Source organism: Rhizobium sp. N731, assembly GCF_001664145.1.
Taxonomy (GTDB): Bacteria; Pseudomonadota; Alphaproteobacteria; order Rhizobiales; family Rhizobiaceae; genus Rhizobium; species Rhizobium esperanzae.
The window spans coordinates 3,956,357-3,972,451 of sequence record NZ_CP013601.1 but is presented as its reverse complement, the minus strand read 5'-3'; the positions used below and the strand labels follow the sequence as shown (position 1 = coordinate 3,972,451).

Here is a 16,095-nt window from a genome sequence, read left to right as displayed (position 1 = left end):
GCAAGTGCGAAAGAAAGGCATTTGCCTCGCTCAGAGCGCCTTTTGCAACTCCGGCAGTGCGTCGAACAGATCGGCGACGAGGCCGTAGTCGGCGACCTGGAAGATCGGCGCCTCCTCGTCCTTGTTGATGGCGACGATCACCTTGGAGTCCTTCATGCCGGCCAGATGCTGGATGGCGCCGGAGATGCCGCAGGCGATATAGAGATCGGGCGCCACCACCTTGCCGGTCTGACCGACCTGCCAGTCGTTCGGGGCATAACCGGCATCGACGGCGGCACGCGATGCGCCGACGGCGGCACCGAGCTTGTCGGCAACCGGCAGGATGACCTCTTTGAACTTCTCGGCCGAGCCGAGCGCCCGGCCGCCGGAGATGATGACCTTGGCCGAGGTCAGTTCCGGACGTTCCGAAGCCGACAGCGCATCGGAGACGAAACGCGACAGGCCCGGATCGGACACCGCTGCGATCGCCTCGACAGAGGCAGAGCCGCCTTCCGCTGCGGAGGCGAAGGAGGCGGTGCGCACGGTGATCACCTTTTTGGCGTCGCTTGCCTGCACCGTCTGAATGGCATTGCCGGCATAGATCGGCCGCTTGAAGGTATCGGGGCTGACGACCTCGATGATCTCCGAGACCTGGGCGACATCGAGCAGGGCGGCGACGCGCGGCAGCACCGTCTTGCCGACCGAGGTGGCGGCCGAGACGATCGTGTCATAGGAACCGGCAAGCGAGACGATCAGATCGGCCAGAGGTTCGGCGAGATTGTTGGCAAGCGCGTCGCTTTCGGCCAGCAGCACCTTGGTCACACCGGAAAGTTTTGCCGCCGCATCGGCCGCCGCTCTGGCAGCCTTGCCGGCAACCAGCACATGCACGTCGGAGCCGATCTGGCTTGCTGCGGTCAGTGCCTTGGCGGTCTGGTCGGAAAGGTGATTGCCGTCATGGTCGGCCAGAAGAAGAATGGTCATGATAGTTGCTCCTGTTCTTGCCCGTTACAGCACGCCGGCTTCGTTCTTCAGCCTGTCGACCAGTTCGGCCACCGACTTGACCTTGACGCCGGCCTTGCGGCCGGACGGCTCCTCGGTCTTCAGCACCTTCAGCCGCGGCGTCGTGTCGACGCCGAAATCGGCAGGAGCCTTCTTGTCGAGCGGCTTCTTCTTCGCCTTCATGATGTTCGGCAGCGAGGCATAACGCGGCTCGTTCAGGCGCAAGTCGGTGGTCACCACCGCCGGCAGCTTGATCTCTATCGTCTGCAGACCGCCGTCGACCTCGCGGGTAACCGTCGCCTTGCCGTCACCGATCTCGATCTTCGAGGCAAAGGTCGCCTGGGCCGAACCGAGCAGTGCCGCCAGCATCTGGCCGGTCTGGTTGCTGTCGTCGTCGATCGCCTGTTTGCCGACGATGACAAGACCCGGCTGTTCGGCATCGGCGACCGCTTTGAGGATCTTGGCGACGGCAAGCGGCTCGACCTGATCGTCGGTCTCGACCAGGATCGCCCGGTCGGCGCCCATGGCAAGGGCCGTGCGCAGCGTCTCCTCGGCCTTGGCCGGGCCGATCGACACCACCACCACTTCTTCCGCCTTGCCGGCTTCCTTCAGCCGCAGCGCCTCTTCCACCGAGATCTCGTCGAACGGGTTCATCGACATCTTCACATTGGCAAGCTCGACACCCGAACCATCCGGCTTAACCCGGATCTTCACGTTGTAGTCGACAACCCGCTTGACGGGCACGAGAATCTTCATGGGGGCCTTCCTTCAAGAGAAACTGGTTTCACGAGTTTTTTGAAAAATGCGCGCTCAGGCGCCGCTTCGATTGTCGAATGGCGACATGGATACGCGTTTTTCCTCCAAATACAACGCTTGCATGACGCCGGCGGGGAATCGCCGCGGCAATATATGGACGTTTACGTACACGTCAACATATTGATCAGCGCCGGCCTCGGCCCCAGGGAAGACGCTGCTCGTTGTGGCCGCCCGTGGCGGCCGCAACCGCGCCGGCTTCATCCCTTACGGCGCGGGGCGTTACGATTTCCCGGTCGAAGAGCGGCACGCCTGGACGGCGCAGGACGAGGATCAGCAGGGCACCGACAAGGATGCCGCCGACATGGGCGCCCCAGGAAACATCGCCATCCGGCGCAATCGCCAGCATGAAGAATTGCTGTCCGATCCACAAAAGCAGCGGCACGAAGGCCGGCAAGGGCAAGGGCACACGCAGGAACACCAGCACCCAGACCCTGACGCGCGGATGCAGCATGACATAAGCGGCAACGACGCCGGAGATCGCCCCGGAAGCGCCGACCAGCGGCGCTTCCGACGTCGTCGTCAACAGACCGTGGCAAAGGGCGCCGGCAGCCGCGCAGAGGAGGTAGAATAGCAGGAAGCGCATATGCCCCATCGCATCCTCGACATTGTCGCCGAAGACCCAGAGGAAGACCATGTTGGAGGCCAGATGCCAGAAACCCGCATGGACGAAGGCATAGGTGAGATAGGTCAGCGGCTCCGGCACGATTTCCAATCCCTGTGCCAATTGCGCGTGGCCGAAGGCGATCGCCGGAATAAAGCCGAGACCAACCGTCGTCGCCTGGGCAGCCAGTTCGCTCTCCAGACTGGTGAAGAGCCAGACCGCGACATTCAGGATGATCAAGGCGAGGGTCACCCACTGGACCTTGATATGCTTCAGCGTATTGGCATCGTGAAGTGGTATGAACATAAGGCCCCCCGGCGATCGTGATCGCGGCAAACCTATCTGTTTTTTCCCGGAACCCAAAGCACATCCGCACGACCCTGGTCATTTGCATGACGGGCCGCGACGAAGAGGAAATCAGAGAGCCGATTGATATATTTCATCGCGGTTTCGCCGACGATCTCCCCGTCCGTGCGCGCAAGCGTGACCATCAGGCGCTCGGCGCGGCGCGCGATCGTGCGGGCCAGATGCAGATGGGCGGCAGCCGGGCTGCCGCCCGGCAGGATGAAGGATTTCAGCGGATCCAGATCGGCGTTCAGCCGGTCGATATCGCATTCGATCCGCTCGACCTGCGTCTCGACGATCCGCAACGGCTCGTAGACCGGGGGCTCGCCGGTGTCGGGAGTGGCGAGATCGGCGCCGAGGTCGAAGAGATCATTCTGGATCGACATCAGCATCGCGTCGAGCTCGGGCGAGCCTGTCGTGTGAAGCCGCGCCAAGCCGATCGCGGAATTGGCCTCATCGATCGTGCCGTAGGCGGCGACGCGCAGGTCGTCCTTCCTTCGGCGCCGGCCAGCGGCCAGTCCAGTCGTGCCGTCGTCGCCGGTTTTCGTGTAAATCTTGTTGAGCTTCACCATGCCGCACCGCCTGTCAGGGGGAGGGCGGCCGCCTCCGCCCAACCTCCGTGCTCGGGCTTGACCCGAGCATCCACACCGCATCCGTCGGCGGTTAGGAGGATGGGTCCTCGGGTCAAGCCCGAGGACGACGGAAGGTGGGGTTGGCCTTTTCGCCAAACCGGCCTCGGCATACTGACGCACACCGCGTCAGGGTGCTTCCTCGAGCCAGCGCTTGCCTCACCTCCCTCATTCCTGTGCTCGTCACAGGAATCCAGTGCGCCCAAGTCCTTGGGCGCGGGAGACTTCTTCAATGGCAGGCTATGGTCATTCACGGCGCGAACTCGCCGTGGCTGGATTCCTGTGACGAGCACAGGAATGAGGGAGGATATGTTTGCGTGCATCATTAAAATCCCCGCTCCATGGTCCCTCAGCTCGGACGGCCGCCGCCGGTGATCCAGAGTGTGATCATAATCAGGACGACGGCGATTGCCTGCAACAGAACACGAAGCTGCATCAGCTTGTTGGAAAGGTTGGCATCACCGCCCTTCATCATGTTGAAGAGGCCGCGGATCAGCACGAGGGCGACGAGGCCCATGACGATGATTGCAAGAATATAGGTGGCCGTGGACATGGTATTCAACTTTCTCGATCAATCGGTCCAGCGCATCAGATTGTAGAAGAGGTCCGCCGGAAGCAGCCGCTTCAGGAGCATGCCCTGTTTAGCCGGAGTCGTTACAGGATAATGTGGCCTTGGTCTTTTCGAGTTCAATGCGTGTTTCAATACCGAGTAGACCGCGTCCGGACCAAGTTTGTGGCGGTTGACCGGCCCGGAGCCGTCAAGCCTCGCCAACTGTCTGGCATAATCGGCTGCGTGCGGCGAATTCTCGAGATCGATATTTTCCTTGATCTTTGCGAGCGCGTTGGCGGTGAAACGCGTGGCGATCGGCCCGGGCTCGATCAGGCTCACATGGATGCCGCTGCCGTAGAGTTCCATGCGCAGGGTGATGCTGAGGCCCTCGAGGGCAAATTTCGAGGCAGTATAGGCCCCGCGATAGCGATAGGGAACCAGGCCGAGAATGGAGGAGCATTGCACGATCCGTCCGCGACCATGTTCGCGCATCGACGGAATGAGCTGCCGCGTCAATTCGTGCCAGCCGAAGAAGTTCGCTTCGAACTGCGCCCGCAACGCCGCCGTCGACAGATCCTCGACGGCGCCAGGCTGGCCATAAGCACCGTTGTTGAAGAGCGCGTCGATGCGGCCGCCGCTGCGATCGAGGACCGCGGCTACCAGGTCGGAGATGGTGTCGGCTCTGGCATAGTCCATCACGAAAACTTCGATGCCGTCGGTTTCCAGTGCCGGCAGATCATCGGCTTTGCGCACCGTCGCAAAGACACGCCAGCCATCGGTTTTCAGCGCTCGGGCGCAGTAAGCGCCGATGCCGGAGGAACAGCCGGTGACGACGATTGTGCGCTGTTCCGTCATGGAATGATTCCTGTACAAAATGGGACTCGTTTCCCATATTCGACCAGAGGATACAATCTGGAAGCCGGGGACGGAATGCGGAAGGTGCTGCGCACGAGCTACGACGTGGTCTATGACGCGATCTGTCACATGGTCGAGGACGATGGCTTTGCAATGGCGAGCCACGTGGCGCTGTCGAGCCTGCTTGCGGTTTTCCCGTTCCTGATCTTCGGCACGGCGCTTGCAAGCTTCCTCGGCGCCGATCAGTTTTCCTCCACCGCCATTCACCTGATCTTCGACACCTGGCCGGAAGCGATCGCCAAGCCGCTCGCCGACCAGGTGCTCCAGGTCCTGACCATTCAGCGCGGCGGGCTGCTGACGATCTCGGTGCTGGCGGCGGCCTATTTCGCTTCGAACGGCGTCGAAGCGCTGCGCATCTCGCTCAACCGTGCCTATCGGGTGCAGGAAACGCGGCCGTGGTATTTCACCCGCCTCGCCAGCCTCGGCTATGTGCTGATTGCCGTCATCATCTTCGCGGCGATCAGCATCCTGCTGGTGGCGGTGCCATTGGCTCTCGACTATGCCCGGAAGTGGCTTCCGCTGTTTGCCGATACGCTCGACGTCGTCTTCAGCTGGCGCATCTACGGCACGCTTGTCGTGCTCACCGTCGGCCTGCTGGTCATGCATCTGTGGCTGCCGGCCGGCAAGCGGCGGGTGTTCGACGTCATTCCCGGCGTGCTGCTGACGCTGCTTCTGTGGCTCGCCGGCGCGTTGGTCTTTGCCTATTATCTCGCGACCTTCGCCAATTATACCGCGACCTATGCCGGTCTCGCCTCGGTGATGATCGTGCTGATCTTCCTCTACATGGTCGGCGTCATCTTCATCATCGGCGCAGAGATCAACGCGGCGCTGATCAAGTTCCGCGTCTTCCGGATGTTCTCGCACACACTTTCGATCGTCGGCAGAGAGCGTGTCAAACGGCGGTCAGAGCCCGACGAGGCGGCGAATATCGGCCCCTGACATGCCCTGGGCACGCAATTCGGCAAGGCCGCTGTCACCTTCGCTTTTCGAAAGCTTGCGGCCATCGGTATCGAGAATGAGACGATGGTGGTGATAGAGGGGCTGCGGCAGGCCGAGCAGCACCTGCAGCAGCCGGTGCACCGATGTAGCGTGGAAGAGGTCGAGCCCGCGTACGACATGAGTGACGCCCTGCAGCGCATCGTCGACGACCACCGAAAGATGATAGCTCGAGGGGGCATCCGAGCGAGACAGGATGACGTCGCCCCAGACGTCGGGTTCGGCGGCGATCTCGCCTGTCCTGCCGTCGCCGGTTTCGGTCCAGAACAGCAGTTCGCCGATCAGGTCGAGCGCCTTGCGCATATCGAGCCGCCAGGCATGTTTTTTGCCCGAAGAAAGAATATCCCGCCATTCGGCCTCGGACCGCTCGCGATCAATCGGCGGATAATGCGGCGTGCCATCGGGGTCGCGCGGCCAGGACTGGCCCGTTACCTCGTAGGCGGAGACACACGCCTTCACCTCGCCGCGTGTCAAGAAGGCCGGGTAGACCAGGCCGCGCTCGATCAATGCGTGGAGCGCCGCCTGATATTCCGGGAAATGTTCCGACTGGCGCCGCACCGGGCTTTCCCAGTCGATAGCAAGCCAGTCGAGATCCCTCAGGATGCCGGCCTCGAATTTGGGGGTGCAGCGCGTCTGATCGATATCCTCGATGCGCAGCAGAAGGCGGCCATTTTCGGCTTCGGCCATGTCGCGGTTCAAAAAGGCCGACAGTGCATGGCCGAGATGCAGCGATCCGTTGGGACTCGGCGCAAAACGAAAGACAGGTTTTTGACGCTCGCTCGTGGTCATGCTTTCTTCTGCCACGGATTCAAGTTTCGAACCACTGGGAGGACGCGTGCAGATCATCCGCAACGACGATGACGTCAGGCTGGGACTCGACGCGCTGCTTGTCCTCGATCCGCGGCTTGCACCGATTGCAGCGGATGCAGGGCCCGTTCCCCTGCGGCTGCGCGAACCCGGTTTTGCCGGCCTTGCCCATATCATCGTCTCGCAAATGGTCTCGCGCGCCAGCGCCGAGGCGATCTGGCGGCGCATGCTGCCGGCGGATGGGTCACTGACCGCCGAAAGATACGCGCTGCTTGCGCCTGACGCTTGGCGGGAATTCGGCCTGTCGCGCGCCAAGGCCGACACGCTATCGCGGATTGCTGAAGCCGTTGCCTCCGGCCGCCTCGATCTTTCCGGACTCTGCCTGAAGCCGCCGGGCGAAGCGCTTGGCGAACTCACCGCCTTGAAGGGCGTCGGTCCATGGACGGCGGAGGTCTATCTGATGTTCTGCGGCGGCCACGCCGATGTCTTTCCGGCCGGCGATGTGGCGCTGCAGAATGCCGTCGGCGCTGCGCTTGGACTTGCGGCGCGGCCGCAAACAAAGGCGCTTGCCAAGCTTTCGGAGATCTGGTCGCCATGGCGCTCCGTGGCGGCGCGGCTTTTCTGGGCCTATTACGCCACGAAAATGCGGCGCGACATGTTGCCGACCGCCTGATCGGCAACACTCTTCAAATTGCCTTTATCCTCTGAATTTATTCGACTTCACAATCCTGTAACAACCGGCCTAATATACAGGTGCAGATGCCGAATCGATCAGGAGAGTCCCTTGACGATTGCAGTCTCCCCGCAGGCCCTGCCGGCGCTCGTCCTGAACGCCGACTACCGGCCGCTGAGTTATTATCCCTTGTCGCTCTGGTCCTGGCAGGACGCGATCAAGGCGGTCTTCCTCGACCGTGTGAACATCATCGCGGAATATGAACACTCGGTCTCCTCACCGAGCTTTTCGATGCGGCTTCCGAGTGTCGTGTGCCTGAAGACTTATGTTCAGCCATCGCGCAATCCGGCTTTCACCCGGTTCAACGTCTTCCTGCGCGACCGGTTCGAGTGCCAGTATTGCGGCTCTCATGACGACCTGACTTTCGACCACGTCATCCCGCGTGCCCATGGCGGCGAGACGACCTGGGAGAATGTCGTGGCAGCCTGCTCGCCCTGCAATCTGCGCAAGGGCAGCAAGCTTCCGAAGCAGGCGGGCATGTTCCCGGCGCAGAAGCCCTATCAGCCGACGGTGCAGGATCTGCACAATAACGGCCGGCTGTTTCCGCCCAACTATCTGCATGAAAGCTGGCTCGACTATCTCTACTGGGATACCGAACTGCAGCCCTGATAGGCTCGCCTCACGCAGATTTGCGGACGCCGACGAAGGCGAAAGCTGCGAGCAGAATGCCGGCGATCACGTTCCAGCCTGCAAAAGAGAGGCCAAGCACCCTAAGCGCCGCATCGGTGCAGGATGGGCCTTTGATCGTATTGAGCTCAGTGAGCAGATCGCCGGCATTGCTCGTCATGCTGTTTGCAGTCGTCGAGCAGGTCGCCGGCCCCGGCCAGAAATGCCATTCCACGCCAGCGTGATAAACGCCCATGCCGGCCGTCACCAGCATCAGGATGCCGGCAGCAAGCAGCATTGCGCGGGAAATCCAGTTCGGCAGACCGGCAAACTCACAGATGGCAGCGAGAATGGCGATGGGGATGGCATAATAATAGGGCTGGCGCTGCAGCAGGCAGAGTGCGCAGGGAATATAGCCGCCGATATACTGGAAACCGAGCGCGGCACCGACCACCGCCGCCATGCCGATAGCGAGCAATATGGAATAGGTAAAGCCGGGGCGGGCGAGCGGCGAGGAAATGGCAGTCATGGCGGAACTCCGCAAAATAGGCCTAGTGAGCGAAAGAGCGGTAGCCGACATATAGCACGATCACCGCACCAGCACCGATGCCGACGATTTGGCCGAGGCGCTTTTCGATGAAATGCCGGATCGGCTCGCCGTAGCGGCGCAGCAGCCAAGCGAGGAACAGGAAACGCGCGCCGCGCGCAACAATCGCCGAAACGATGAAAAGACCGAGATTGACGTGGATGACGCCGGACAGGATGGTCACGACCTTGATCGGCGGCAGATGCGCGATACCAGAAGTGACGAGCAGCAGCAGGATCCACTCGTAGCTGACATAGGCCTTCATCTGCTCAAAGGCATCGAGCTTGCCGTAGAATTCGAGAACCGGTCGCGCCACCGTCTCATAGGCGTAAAAGCCGAGCGCCCAGCCGGCGATGCCGCCGAGCACGGAGGCGACGGTCGCAATCAGCGCATAGCGGTAGGAGCGTTCCGGCTTGGCAAGCGCCATCGGCAGAAACAGCACATCGGCGGGGACGAGAAAGACGGAGCTTTCGACGAAGGCGATGACGGCGAGCCAGACTTCGGCCGATTTGCGCGAGGCCAGAGACATGGTCCAGTCGTAAAGTCTGCGAAGCATTCCATTCCTTTCCTATTGCGGTGCAAAAAGCTTTAGGGGTCGTATGCGGCGCTGTAAATGCTCGCCCGTGTCCTTCGTGCCACCGCCGTCTAAAAATTTTGTGATGCAGAGGCGTCGCCGCCTCTCCCAAGATTTCATGGGATTGCGAATCGGCCATTCTGCGGCAAGGTTTACGTGGTCGACGTGCAGGGTGGCATGAGAATGTTCAAAGTGATCGAAGGCGGCCTTGGGCGGGCCGTGCAAATAAATGACCGGGCCGAAGCGGGCCCGGGACCGAGCAGGGAAGATGTGCGCCAGGAAGCGAACCGGCGGCTCAAGGAAAGTGGTTATCACCCGTCCCGCATCCGGGAATTTGCCACCGGTGTGCCGATGCTGGCCTCCCTGAAATACCTGTCGCTGCAGATCGATTTCGCAGCCGAGACCTTGTCGCGGCTCGACCCGATTCCGGACGATTTCCGCTCCGATGGCTATTGGCCGGCGGGTTGAGACGAGCGCCGCGCCCTCAGGACAGATCCATCGACTTTTCCCATTGCTGGCGCAGGACGTTCATTTCGGTGCGCTTCTGCGCCATTTCGCTGACGATGGCGCGCAGGTTGGGATGATGCGACATGAACATGTTGAAATCGCGCCGCTCGAGCACCTCGAACTGACAGAAGTCGACGGCGATGACGTCTGCCGTGCGCCTTCCGCCGCTCAGCAACGCCATTTCGCCGAAGAATGCGCCCGGTTCCAGGCGAATCGCGCCGCTGGCGAGACGCACTTCGACCGCACCTGAGGAGATGAAATACATGCTGTCGCCGCGATCGCCGCGACGGATGACACGTTCGCCTGGTGGAGCCGACTTCGCCTTGAAGAGCAGCAGCAGCTCTTCCTGCGCATCCTCCCCGACCTGAGAGAACAGCGGAAACGTTTCGATCAGCTGCTGCATCTTCAACTGATGCTGGCGTTCGCGTTCCTCGCCGAGCGCCCTGATCTTTTCCAGTTCTTTGCCGAGCGTCTTCTGCCTCTTTCTGCCGAAACTTTCGAAGAGGGAGGGCCATTGCGCATGGATATGTTTCTTCAGGCCCTCGGTTGCGACGATCACGATCGGGTTGAGGGTGATCGACAGGATCGCTGCGGCAAGGATCAGATCCTGGCCTTCATGCGGCAGAAGCCCGAGCGAGACGCCGAGGCCGGCGAGGATGAAGGAAAATTCACCGATCTGGGCAAGGCCGCCGGCCAAGGTCAGCCCCATGCCGATCGGATATCTGAGCAGCATGACGATGGCGAAGGTAATGACAGCCTTGCCGAGAATGACGAGGGCCAGGGCGCCGATCACGGCCAGCGGCTGGCGAACCAGGATCGAGGGGTCGAAGAGCATGCCGACCGAGACGAAGAACAGCACGGAGAAGGCGTTCTGCAAGGGCAGCGAATCGGCCGCTGCTCTGTGGCTGAGCTGGGATTCGCTCATGACGACGCCGGCGAAAAAGGCGCCGAGTGCAAAGGAGACGCCGAAAATCGCCGCCGAGCCGAAAGCGATCCCGAGCGCGATCGCCAGCACCGTCAGCGTGAAGAGTTCGCGCGAGCCGGTGCGGGCGATCATCGTCAGCAGCCAGGGCACGATACGGGGGCCGAGGAAGATCGCCATGGCGGCGAAGGCCAGCACCTTGAACAAGGTCAGTCCGATCGTCAGCACCAGCGGCAGCTCACCGAGGCCGTGATTGGTATCGAGGGCATGGCCGCCGAGAAGCTCTGCCAGCGCCGGCAGCAGCACCAGGGCCAGCACCATCACCAGGTCCTCGACGATCAGCCAGCCGACGGCGACGCGCCCGCTCGGCGCATTGACGAGATTGCGTTCCTCCAGCGCCTTCAGGAGCACGACCGTACTCGCCACCGAGAGGCTGAGCCCGAAGACGACGCCGGCGCCGAGGCTCCAGCCCCAGAGCATGCAGAGGCCGATGCCCAGCAGAGTGGCCAGAACAATTCGGCCGATCGCGCCCGGCACCGCGATTCCGCGTACGGCAAGCAGGTCGGATGCGGAAAAATGCAGGCCGACGCCGAACATCAGCAGGATGACGCCCATTTCGGCAAGCTGACCGGCAAGGGCGGTATCGGCGACGAAGCCTGGCGTGAGCGGCCCGATCAGGATACCGGCCATCAGATAGCCAACGAGCGGCGGCAGCCGCAGCCGGTCGGCGCCATAACCGAGGACCGCCGCGAAAACAAAACTGACGGCGACCGTCGCAATGAGTCCCACTTCCTGATGCACGTCTGCCCTCGCCTGATGGTAACGGCCGCCACCTTGGACGAAGCGCAAGCAAAATTAAATAGTTGATTTGCGTTTTGCGGCTGCTCTGGGAGGTGTCGGCTTGGTCGCGAACAATAAATTCCACGTCTATTCGAGAATGACAGGGTTGCCGCTGATGTCGGAACCACTTCCCTTTTGCTTCGTTGGCCCTTTAGACAAGGAGAAACGACATGAGAAAGATCATTCTGAACTGTGCCGTGACGGCCCTTGCCGCCTGCTCGTTTGCAGCGCCTGTCCTCGCCGACAGCGTTTATGTCAGGGAGCGTTCCTATGACGATGACTATCGTTACGAGCGGGTGCGGCCCGGCATCACCATCAGCGAGCGCGGCGTGACCTTCGGCGTGCGCGAACGCGAGCATCGTCGCTATCGACATGATGGCTGCGATGTCAGGAGCGTCACCCGTCAGACCGATGAAGGCGAAGTGACCAGGACGGTCAGGCGCTGCTATTGACAAAAATTCGCGACAAAGTCGAAGCCCGGCTCCCGCAAGCCGGGTTTTCGCCTTTCGCGTGGCACGCACGCGCAATGCGGTGGTGGAAGTGATCAGGCGGTGTTATGAGCACCCTTTCGTTCGAAGCGCATTTTCGGCGCACAGAACCCCGCACAGGAATTTTTCAGTATGATTGAGCTTACCCCATCCCAGATTGTTGCACTCAAGCTCGCCAAGGCCGGAGATCTCTATCCTCAGCCGGCGAATAAATGGACGCATCAGAACGCGACGGTGACCTACGCAAAGACCGACCGCTGGAAAGAGCGGCCGCAGAAGGTGAAATCGGTCACGGCTAAGACGCTGGGCGAGTTGAAAGAGCCGGGCTTCCTCGAGCGGCGTCACCTCGACGATGACGCATCAAAAGATGTCTACGGCATCACGATGGCCGGCAAGATGTGGCTGCTGAAGAACAAGTAGTTTCGGGCTGATGTGAATTCGTTCCGTGCTTCCGCGTCAGCTTGATGATGCGGAGGCGCGACACGATTGTGCTCGGGATAATGGCGCCGCTAAGCGGAGCATCATCGAACCAGTCCGCCTTCGCTTAGCTGCTCTCTTCAGCTCGCCGAGCCGAAGCTCATAGAGCGGAGGCTGGTGCCCCATGCCGGTTTACTTCGGCCATTATCGAACCGGTCCGGTCATGGAAATTCACCATTAGCGTCAACAACTTGAAGAAAATTCGTCGCACCGAGTCGCCTGGAGGTACAGTACCTCGCGGGGGATTGCAACAGTACCTCGGAAAGCTTTTAGTTGATCCAGTTCGCGGCGCTTATGCATACGCAGCTTTGTTGAGCCACGGGTCAAAGCCTGCCCTGTAGAACTCCGATGTCCAGAAGCCGCCGCGCCAGAATTGCCGGAAGGTCTCGTAGGTCCAGCCGAACGCGGAGGCCTTTAAAAAATGTCCGCGCCTGCTTCAAACGTCGCGACTTCATCGCGCTTTCTTCGTCTGCTCGCTGGGCGACGCATGATGACCATAGGGTCTTCGTCTAGCGTGTTCGCTCGACTCTTTAGTTGCTCGTGGCTATTCAACACAATGAAGGGTAAAGCTGAGGCCGCGCGTTATCGATTAAGCAATTGAGGTGTCATTTGCGGGGTGAACCTAAGAAAACAATTTGGTTCCAGATAGGCCTGATTGCCATTTTGTTGCTCGTCTGTTTCTTGTTTCCGTGGGTTTTATTGCTGGTGGGGATCCTAGCATGGACTATTTACACCGACTTGGTGTCTCCAAAGTATCCCATCGTACCGCCCCCAAGAACATGGCGCGATGCCAAACCTCTCGATGATGACTGGCTTACTTTATATTGCGAGGGATGCGAATCTCCAGCTGAAGAACAGTTTCTCCGAGCGATGGTGAAGGAATTCGCCCTCAAACCGAACAATGGCGTTCTGGAATCTCCGGAACTCATACTTGCAATGCAGGTCGAGGTAGAGAATTACCGTTTCGATTTCCTAGCCAACGGCCGTCAGATCATCGAAATAGATGGGGCGGCCTATCACTCATCTCCGGATCAAGTGGAGCGCGATCGCATCCGAGATGAATATTCTGTGAGATCGGGCTACAAGGTCCTTCGTATACCCGCAGCTATTGTGTTCAAGTCACCGGATGAGGCGATACGAAGGGTAAGGGCGGCCATTGCCGAAACACCATCTTATACAACACCAAAGAAAATGACGCTCCCGAGTGAGACGCGAACCTTTGCACAGCACTTCAACGGTTTCTTGGATGGAGTTGCCCGCTTTGATCGGAATGTAAGTGTATTGCAGCAAGTGAACCAAGCGACGATGGCCTTCAAGGCGGCAATCGAAACTGAAGAAACTCAACTTGCTGCTCTGGTAAAGCTGACCGAATTGGAAAAACCGCGTAAAGCGACGCAGCGCGAAGGCAGTGAGATGAACAATCTCGCCCCATCAATTCAGCTCTTTCGAGACAGGGAGCTCACGAGTACATTTCATTGGCAGGAGATTGTGCAGCCGCCTCGCGTGGAGGATGCGGAAGTGCAGCACCGGATCGATGAGGCGTTCAGAAGCGCCATGAGAGGGCGCGACACGCGACTTGCAGCATTGAACGAGCGCTGTGCGCGAGACCCAGTATTCTCGAAGCATCTGTGCCTAAAGATGTTGGCGGCAAGGTATCCGGCCAAGGACGCAATGAAGATTGTTCCTGTACCGATTTATTTCGAAGCGGTTTCGGCATTCGAACGTCATGATGCCTTCCGGGACCAATATTGGGGCGATATTCCATATTCCTAGCTAGTAAGAGAGGAATAGAGAATAGTGAAGTTTGTGTAGCGGAGGGGCCAGAGGCCTCCCCGCAGTGCCGCCAAGGTCTCAGAAGTCGTCGGCGGCTTCCTCGGTTACCACGGTATCCGATGCTCCAGCAGGGTTCGCTGCCACGCCCGAAAGTGACCGTGCGCTGATGAACAATCTGTCGATCTCATCCTGTTTGGCGGTGCCCAGTATCACGCAACGCTTGAGTGCCTTCGATACGGAACTCTGAGCCATACCGAGGGCTTGGGCCACCTGACCTTGGTTGACGAACTTGAGGGACCTCACGGCCTCCAGGACGCGTCCGTCAGCACTCCCAGTGTCGTCCTGAACATCCCAGCCGGAGCCCCTGAGCGTCCATACGCGTGGTCTAAGGCTGTCATTGCCCCGGCCCCGGAATTTGCCAAACTGGGTGATAAACGACGCTTCCCCGGGCTTCTCGACTGGTGGCCGCTCGAGGCCAAGCTTGACCTCAAAGGTGGCCTCAAGTGCCGTCGAGCCACGGGCGTCCTTCCCGGATTTGTTGGCGTGGTGGACAACGATGGCCGTCTTTCCGGCCTGCTTCATCATGAGAAGAAACCCCATGATCGACCGAAAGGCTGTTGCGTCGTTCTCATCTGCCAAGCCGTCCGCGCAGGTGGTGAGATTGTCAATGATGATCACCTCGGCCCCGCTCGTCTCCATTTCTCTAAGTATGCGCTCCTGTGAGGTCGGATCGGTGATGTCATAGAACTGCGCCCGTGGGTCCTGATACTGGCGAGGCATGAGAAGCAAGTTGGCACCCATGGCCTCCCGGTCCAAACCATCAACAGCGCCGGAGATCACCAGATGGTTTATTCGCTCCTGAAGGTCCTGGACGTTCATCTCGCCGTCGAGGATCAGGACCTTACGCGCCTTCGGTGCCTTCCACTCCCACACGCGGCCACCCCCGGCCATGGAGAGGGCGAGCGACAACGTGAGCCAGGTCTTCCCGACGCCCGTTGCTGCCCATATCAGGGCGCTCTCACCGGTCCTAAGCCATGGATCGATTGCGAACTCACGGGGCGGGTAGCTGGTCTGCAACAGCTTAGCCGCCGTGATACCCCTCAGCGGCGGCTTTGGTGCAGCCTCGGTCACCATCGGACCACTCATGCTGCACCTCCGCCCTGCTCAGGACCAAGGATGGCGTCACGTTCCACGCTAGCTTTCTGTCGTGCTACCGCCAAGGCCCTTGCTTTGCGACGGGCGATCTCCATGCCGTACAAGACGAGCTTAGTGTCCTCGATAGCCAACCACAGCGCCCGTATGGTCCTCGGCGGTATCTCTCGATACACAGTCCGCGTGAGGCCATTCATTGACCAATTATATGCCGCCTCTCGGGGATTAAGACGGAGAAGCATGCGCACGGTCTGAAAGCGGAAGCCTTCGTCATACTGCCAACGGCGCTGATCATCTTCATACCAGAAACCCATAGCCATCAGCGTCATGCCTATGGTGCGGCTATCGGCCTCTTTGGACAACGAAACAACCGCCTTGGAAGCCTGAAGTTCATGCACGTTGAACGAAGCGCCGCATTTGGTGCCGTCAATATGGGCCTGAGCATTCGCGACAGTGCGACCCCAGATGTCGGTCATGATGTCGTGGGCGTTCGCCGCAGACACAGTCTTCAGATAGCTTTCGATCTCCTTCAAGTAAGGTTTCAGGTCGCATTTCTTCACGCCGGTCTGCTTAGGATGACCGTGGCGGGCTTTGGTTCTCTTATGGCGCTCACAGTAGGAGCTGAAGCCGTTGGTCTGCGTGAGGCAGCCGCCAGCTTTGCAGGTTTTCATAATGATTGATGATCTCGTATTTGGGAGTTAGGTCGTGGCAGAGGAGTGTCTTGCTCGCTCTGTTCATGCAGCAGACTGCATGGCCGAAACCGTACCTGGACCCTGAGGCACGGGGGCGGACTTAGTTGA

19 protein-coding genes are annotated in these 16,095 nt (G+C 60.2%); 7 read left to right on the top strand and 12 right to left on the bottom strand.

Annotation, left to right across the window (positions count from 1 at the left end):
* Positions 1 to 30 precede the first annotated feature (30 nt).
* From AMK02_RS19225 to AMK02_RS19200, 6 genes are all read right to left on the bottom strand, one after another.
* Complete coding sequence (locus tag AMK02_RS19225; protein WP_064805272.1) at positions 31 to 960, bottom strand: electron transfer flavoprotein subunit alpha/FixB family protein; 930 nt, start codon at positions 958 to 960, stop codon at positions 31 to 33.
* 24 nt (positions 961 to 984) lie between these two features.
* Positions 985 to 1,734: an electron transfer flavoprotein subunit beta/FixA family protein gene (locus AMK02_RS19220; protein WP_064805270.1), complete on the bottom strand. Its 750-nt coding sequence runs from the start codon at positions 1,732 to 1,734 to the stop codon at positions 985 to 987.
* A gap of 184 nt (positions 1,735 to 1,918) precedes the next feature.
* Positions 1,919 to 2,701 carry a rhomboid family intramembrane serine protease gene (locus AMK02_RS19215; protein ID WP_064805268.1) on the bottom strand — a complete coding sequence of 261 codons (783 nt, stop codon included), beginning with the start codon at positions 2,699 to 2,701 and terminating at the stop codon, positions 1,919 to 1,921.
* A 32-nt stretch (positions 2,702 to 2,733) separates the two neighbouring features.
* Positions 2,734 to 3,312: a cob(I)yrinic acid a,c-diamide adenosyltransferase gene (locus AMK02_RS19210; protein ID WP_064805265.1), complete on the bottom strand. Its 579-nt coding sequence runs from the start codon at positions 3,310 to 3,312 to the stop codon at positions 2,734 to 2,736.
* 406 nt (positions 3,313 to 3,718) lie between these two features.
* The gene (locus tag AMK02_RS19205; protein ID WP_064805263.1) at positions 3,719 to 3,922 is read right to left on the bottom strand and encodes a twin transmembrane helix small protein; all 204 of its coding nucleotides are present in this window, start codon (positions 3,920 to 3,922) and stop codon (positions 3,719 to 3,721) included.
* A gap of 18 nt (positions 3,923 to 3,940) precedes the next feature.
* Positions 3,941 to 4,774: an SDR family oxidoreductase gene (locus AMK02_RS19200; RefSeq protein ID WP_064805261.1), complete on the bottom strand. Its 834-nt coding sequence runs from the start codon at positions 4,772 to 4,774 to the stop codon at positions 3,941 to 3,943.
* 75 nt (positions 4,775 to 4,849) lie between these two features.
* Between AMK02_RS19200 and AMK02_RS19195 the strand changes: the two genes are divergently transcribed.
* On the top strand, positions 4,850 to 5,773 hold the full coding sequence (locus AMK02_RS19195; protein ID WP_064805259.1) for a YihY/virulence factor BrkB family protein: 924 nt from the start codon (positions 4,850 to 4,852) through the stop codon (positions 5,771 to 5,773).
* Here AMK02_RS19195 and gluQRS read toward each other — a convergent pair.
* Positions 5,738 to 6,619 (bottom strand): tRNA glutamyl-Q(34) synthetase GluQRS, encoded by an 882-nt coding sequence (gene gluQRS, locus AMK02_RS19190; RefSeq protein ID WP_064805257.1) that lies wholly within the window; start codon positions 6,617 to 6,619, stop codon positions 5,738 to 5,740. The genes AMK02_RS19195 and gluQRS overlap by 36 nt on opposite strands.
* Here gluQRS and AMK02_RS19185 point away from each other — a divergent pair.
* Positions 6,618 to 7,310, top strand: a complete 693-nt coding sequence (locus AMK02_RS19185; RefSeq protein ID WP_064805255.1) for a DNA-3-methyladenine glycosylase family protein — start codon at positions 6,618 to 6,620, stop codon at positions 7,308 to 7,310. The genes gluQRS and AMK02_RS19185 overlap by 2 nt on opposite strands.
* 111 nt (positions 7,311 to 7,421) lie before the next feature.
* Complete coding sequence (locus AMK02_RS19180) at positions 7,422 to 7,979, top strand: HNH endonuclease (protein ID WP_064710619.1); 558 nt, start codon at positions 7,422 to 7,424, stop codon at positions 7,977 to 7,979.
* Positions 7,980 to 7,989: 10 nt separating this feature from the next.
* Here the strand turns inward: AMK02_RS19180 and AMK02_RS19175 are convergent, their stop codons facing one another.
* Both AMK02_RS19175 and AMK02_RS19170 read right to left on the bottom strand, forming a co-directional pair.
* Entirely contained in the window at positions 7,990 to 8,505 is a 516-nt protein-coding gene (locus AMK02_RS19175; RefSeq protein ID WP_064805253.1) for a disulfide bond formation protein B, read from the bottom strand.
* 22 nt (positions 8,506 to 8,527) lie between these two features.
* Positions 8,528 to 9,118, bottom strand: coding sequence for a YqaA family protein (locus AMK02_RS19170; protein ID WP_064805251.1), 591 nt, complete (start codon positions 9,116 to 9,118; stop codon positions 8,528 to 8,530).
* Between the two features lie 195 nt (positions 9,119 to 9,313).
* Here AMK02_RS19170 and AMK02_RS19165 point away from each other — a divergent pair, with 195 nt between their 5' ends.
* Complete coding sequence (locus AMK02_RS19165; protein ID WP_064806372.1) at positions 9,314 to 9,604, top strand: hypothetical protein; 291 nt, start codon at positions 9,314 to 9,316, stop codon at positions 9,602 to 9,604.
* A 16-nt stretch (positions 9,605 to 9,620) separates the two neighbouring features.
* Here AMK02_RS19165 and AMK02_RS19160 read toward each other — a convergent pair whose 3' ends face one another.
* Positions 9,621 to 11,366, bottom strand: a complete 1,746-nt coding sequence (locus AMK02_RS19160; RefSeq protein WP_064806369.1) for a cation:proton antiporter domain-containing protein — start codon at positions 11,364 to 11,366, stop codon at positions 9,621 to 9,623.
* A 209-nt stretch (positions 11,367 to 11,575) separates the two neighbouring features.
* On the opposite strand from AMK02_RS19160, the gene AMK02_RS19155 reads away from it, so the two are divergent.
* The 3 genes from AMK02_RS19155 to AMK02_RS19145 all read left to right on the top strand — a co-directional run bounded on the left by AMK02_RS19155 (position 11,576) and on the right by AMK02_RS19145 (position 14,143).
* The gene (locus tag AMK02_RS19155) at positions 11,576 to 11,857 is read left to right on the top strand and encodes a hypothetical protein (RefSeq protein ID WP_064805249.1); all 282 of its coding nucleotides are present in this window, start codon (positions 11,576 to 11,578) and stop codon (positions 11,855 to 11,857) included.
* 168 nt (positions 11,858 to 12,025) lie between these two features.
* Entirely contained in the window at positions 12,026 to 12,313 is a 288-nt protein-coding gene (locus tag AMK02_RS19150) for a hypothetical protein (protein ID WP_064697599.1), read from the top strand.
* 666 nt (positions 12,314 to 12,979) lie between these two features.
* Positions 12,980 to 14,143, top strand: coding sequence for an endonuclease domain-containing protein (locus AMK02_RS19145; protein ID WP_064805248.1), 1,164 nt, complete (start codon positions 12,980 to 12,982; stop codon positions 14,141 to 14,143).
* 78 nt (positions 14,144 to 14,221) lie between these two features.
* On the opposite strand, the gene AMK02_RS19140 is transcribed toward AMK02_RS19145, so the two are convergent.
* Positions 14,222 to 15,289, bottom strand: coding sequence for an AAA family ATPase (locus AMK02_RS19140; protein WP_064805246.1), 1,068 nt, complete (start codon positions 15,287 to 15,289; stop codon positions 14,222 to 14,224).
* On the bottom strand, positions 15,286 to 15,966 hold the full coding sequence (locus AMK02_RS19135; protein ID WP_064805245.1) for a hypothetical protein: 681 nt from the start codon (positions 15,964 to 15,966) through the stop codon (positions 15,286 to 15,288). Before AMK02_RS19135 ends, AMK02_RS19140 begins: the two co-directional genes overlap by 4 nt.
* Between the last annotated feature and the right edge of the window lie 129 nt (positions 15,967 to 16,095).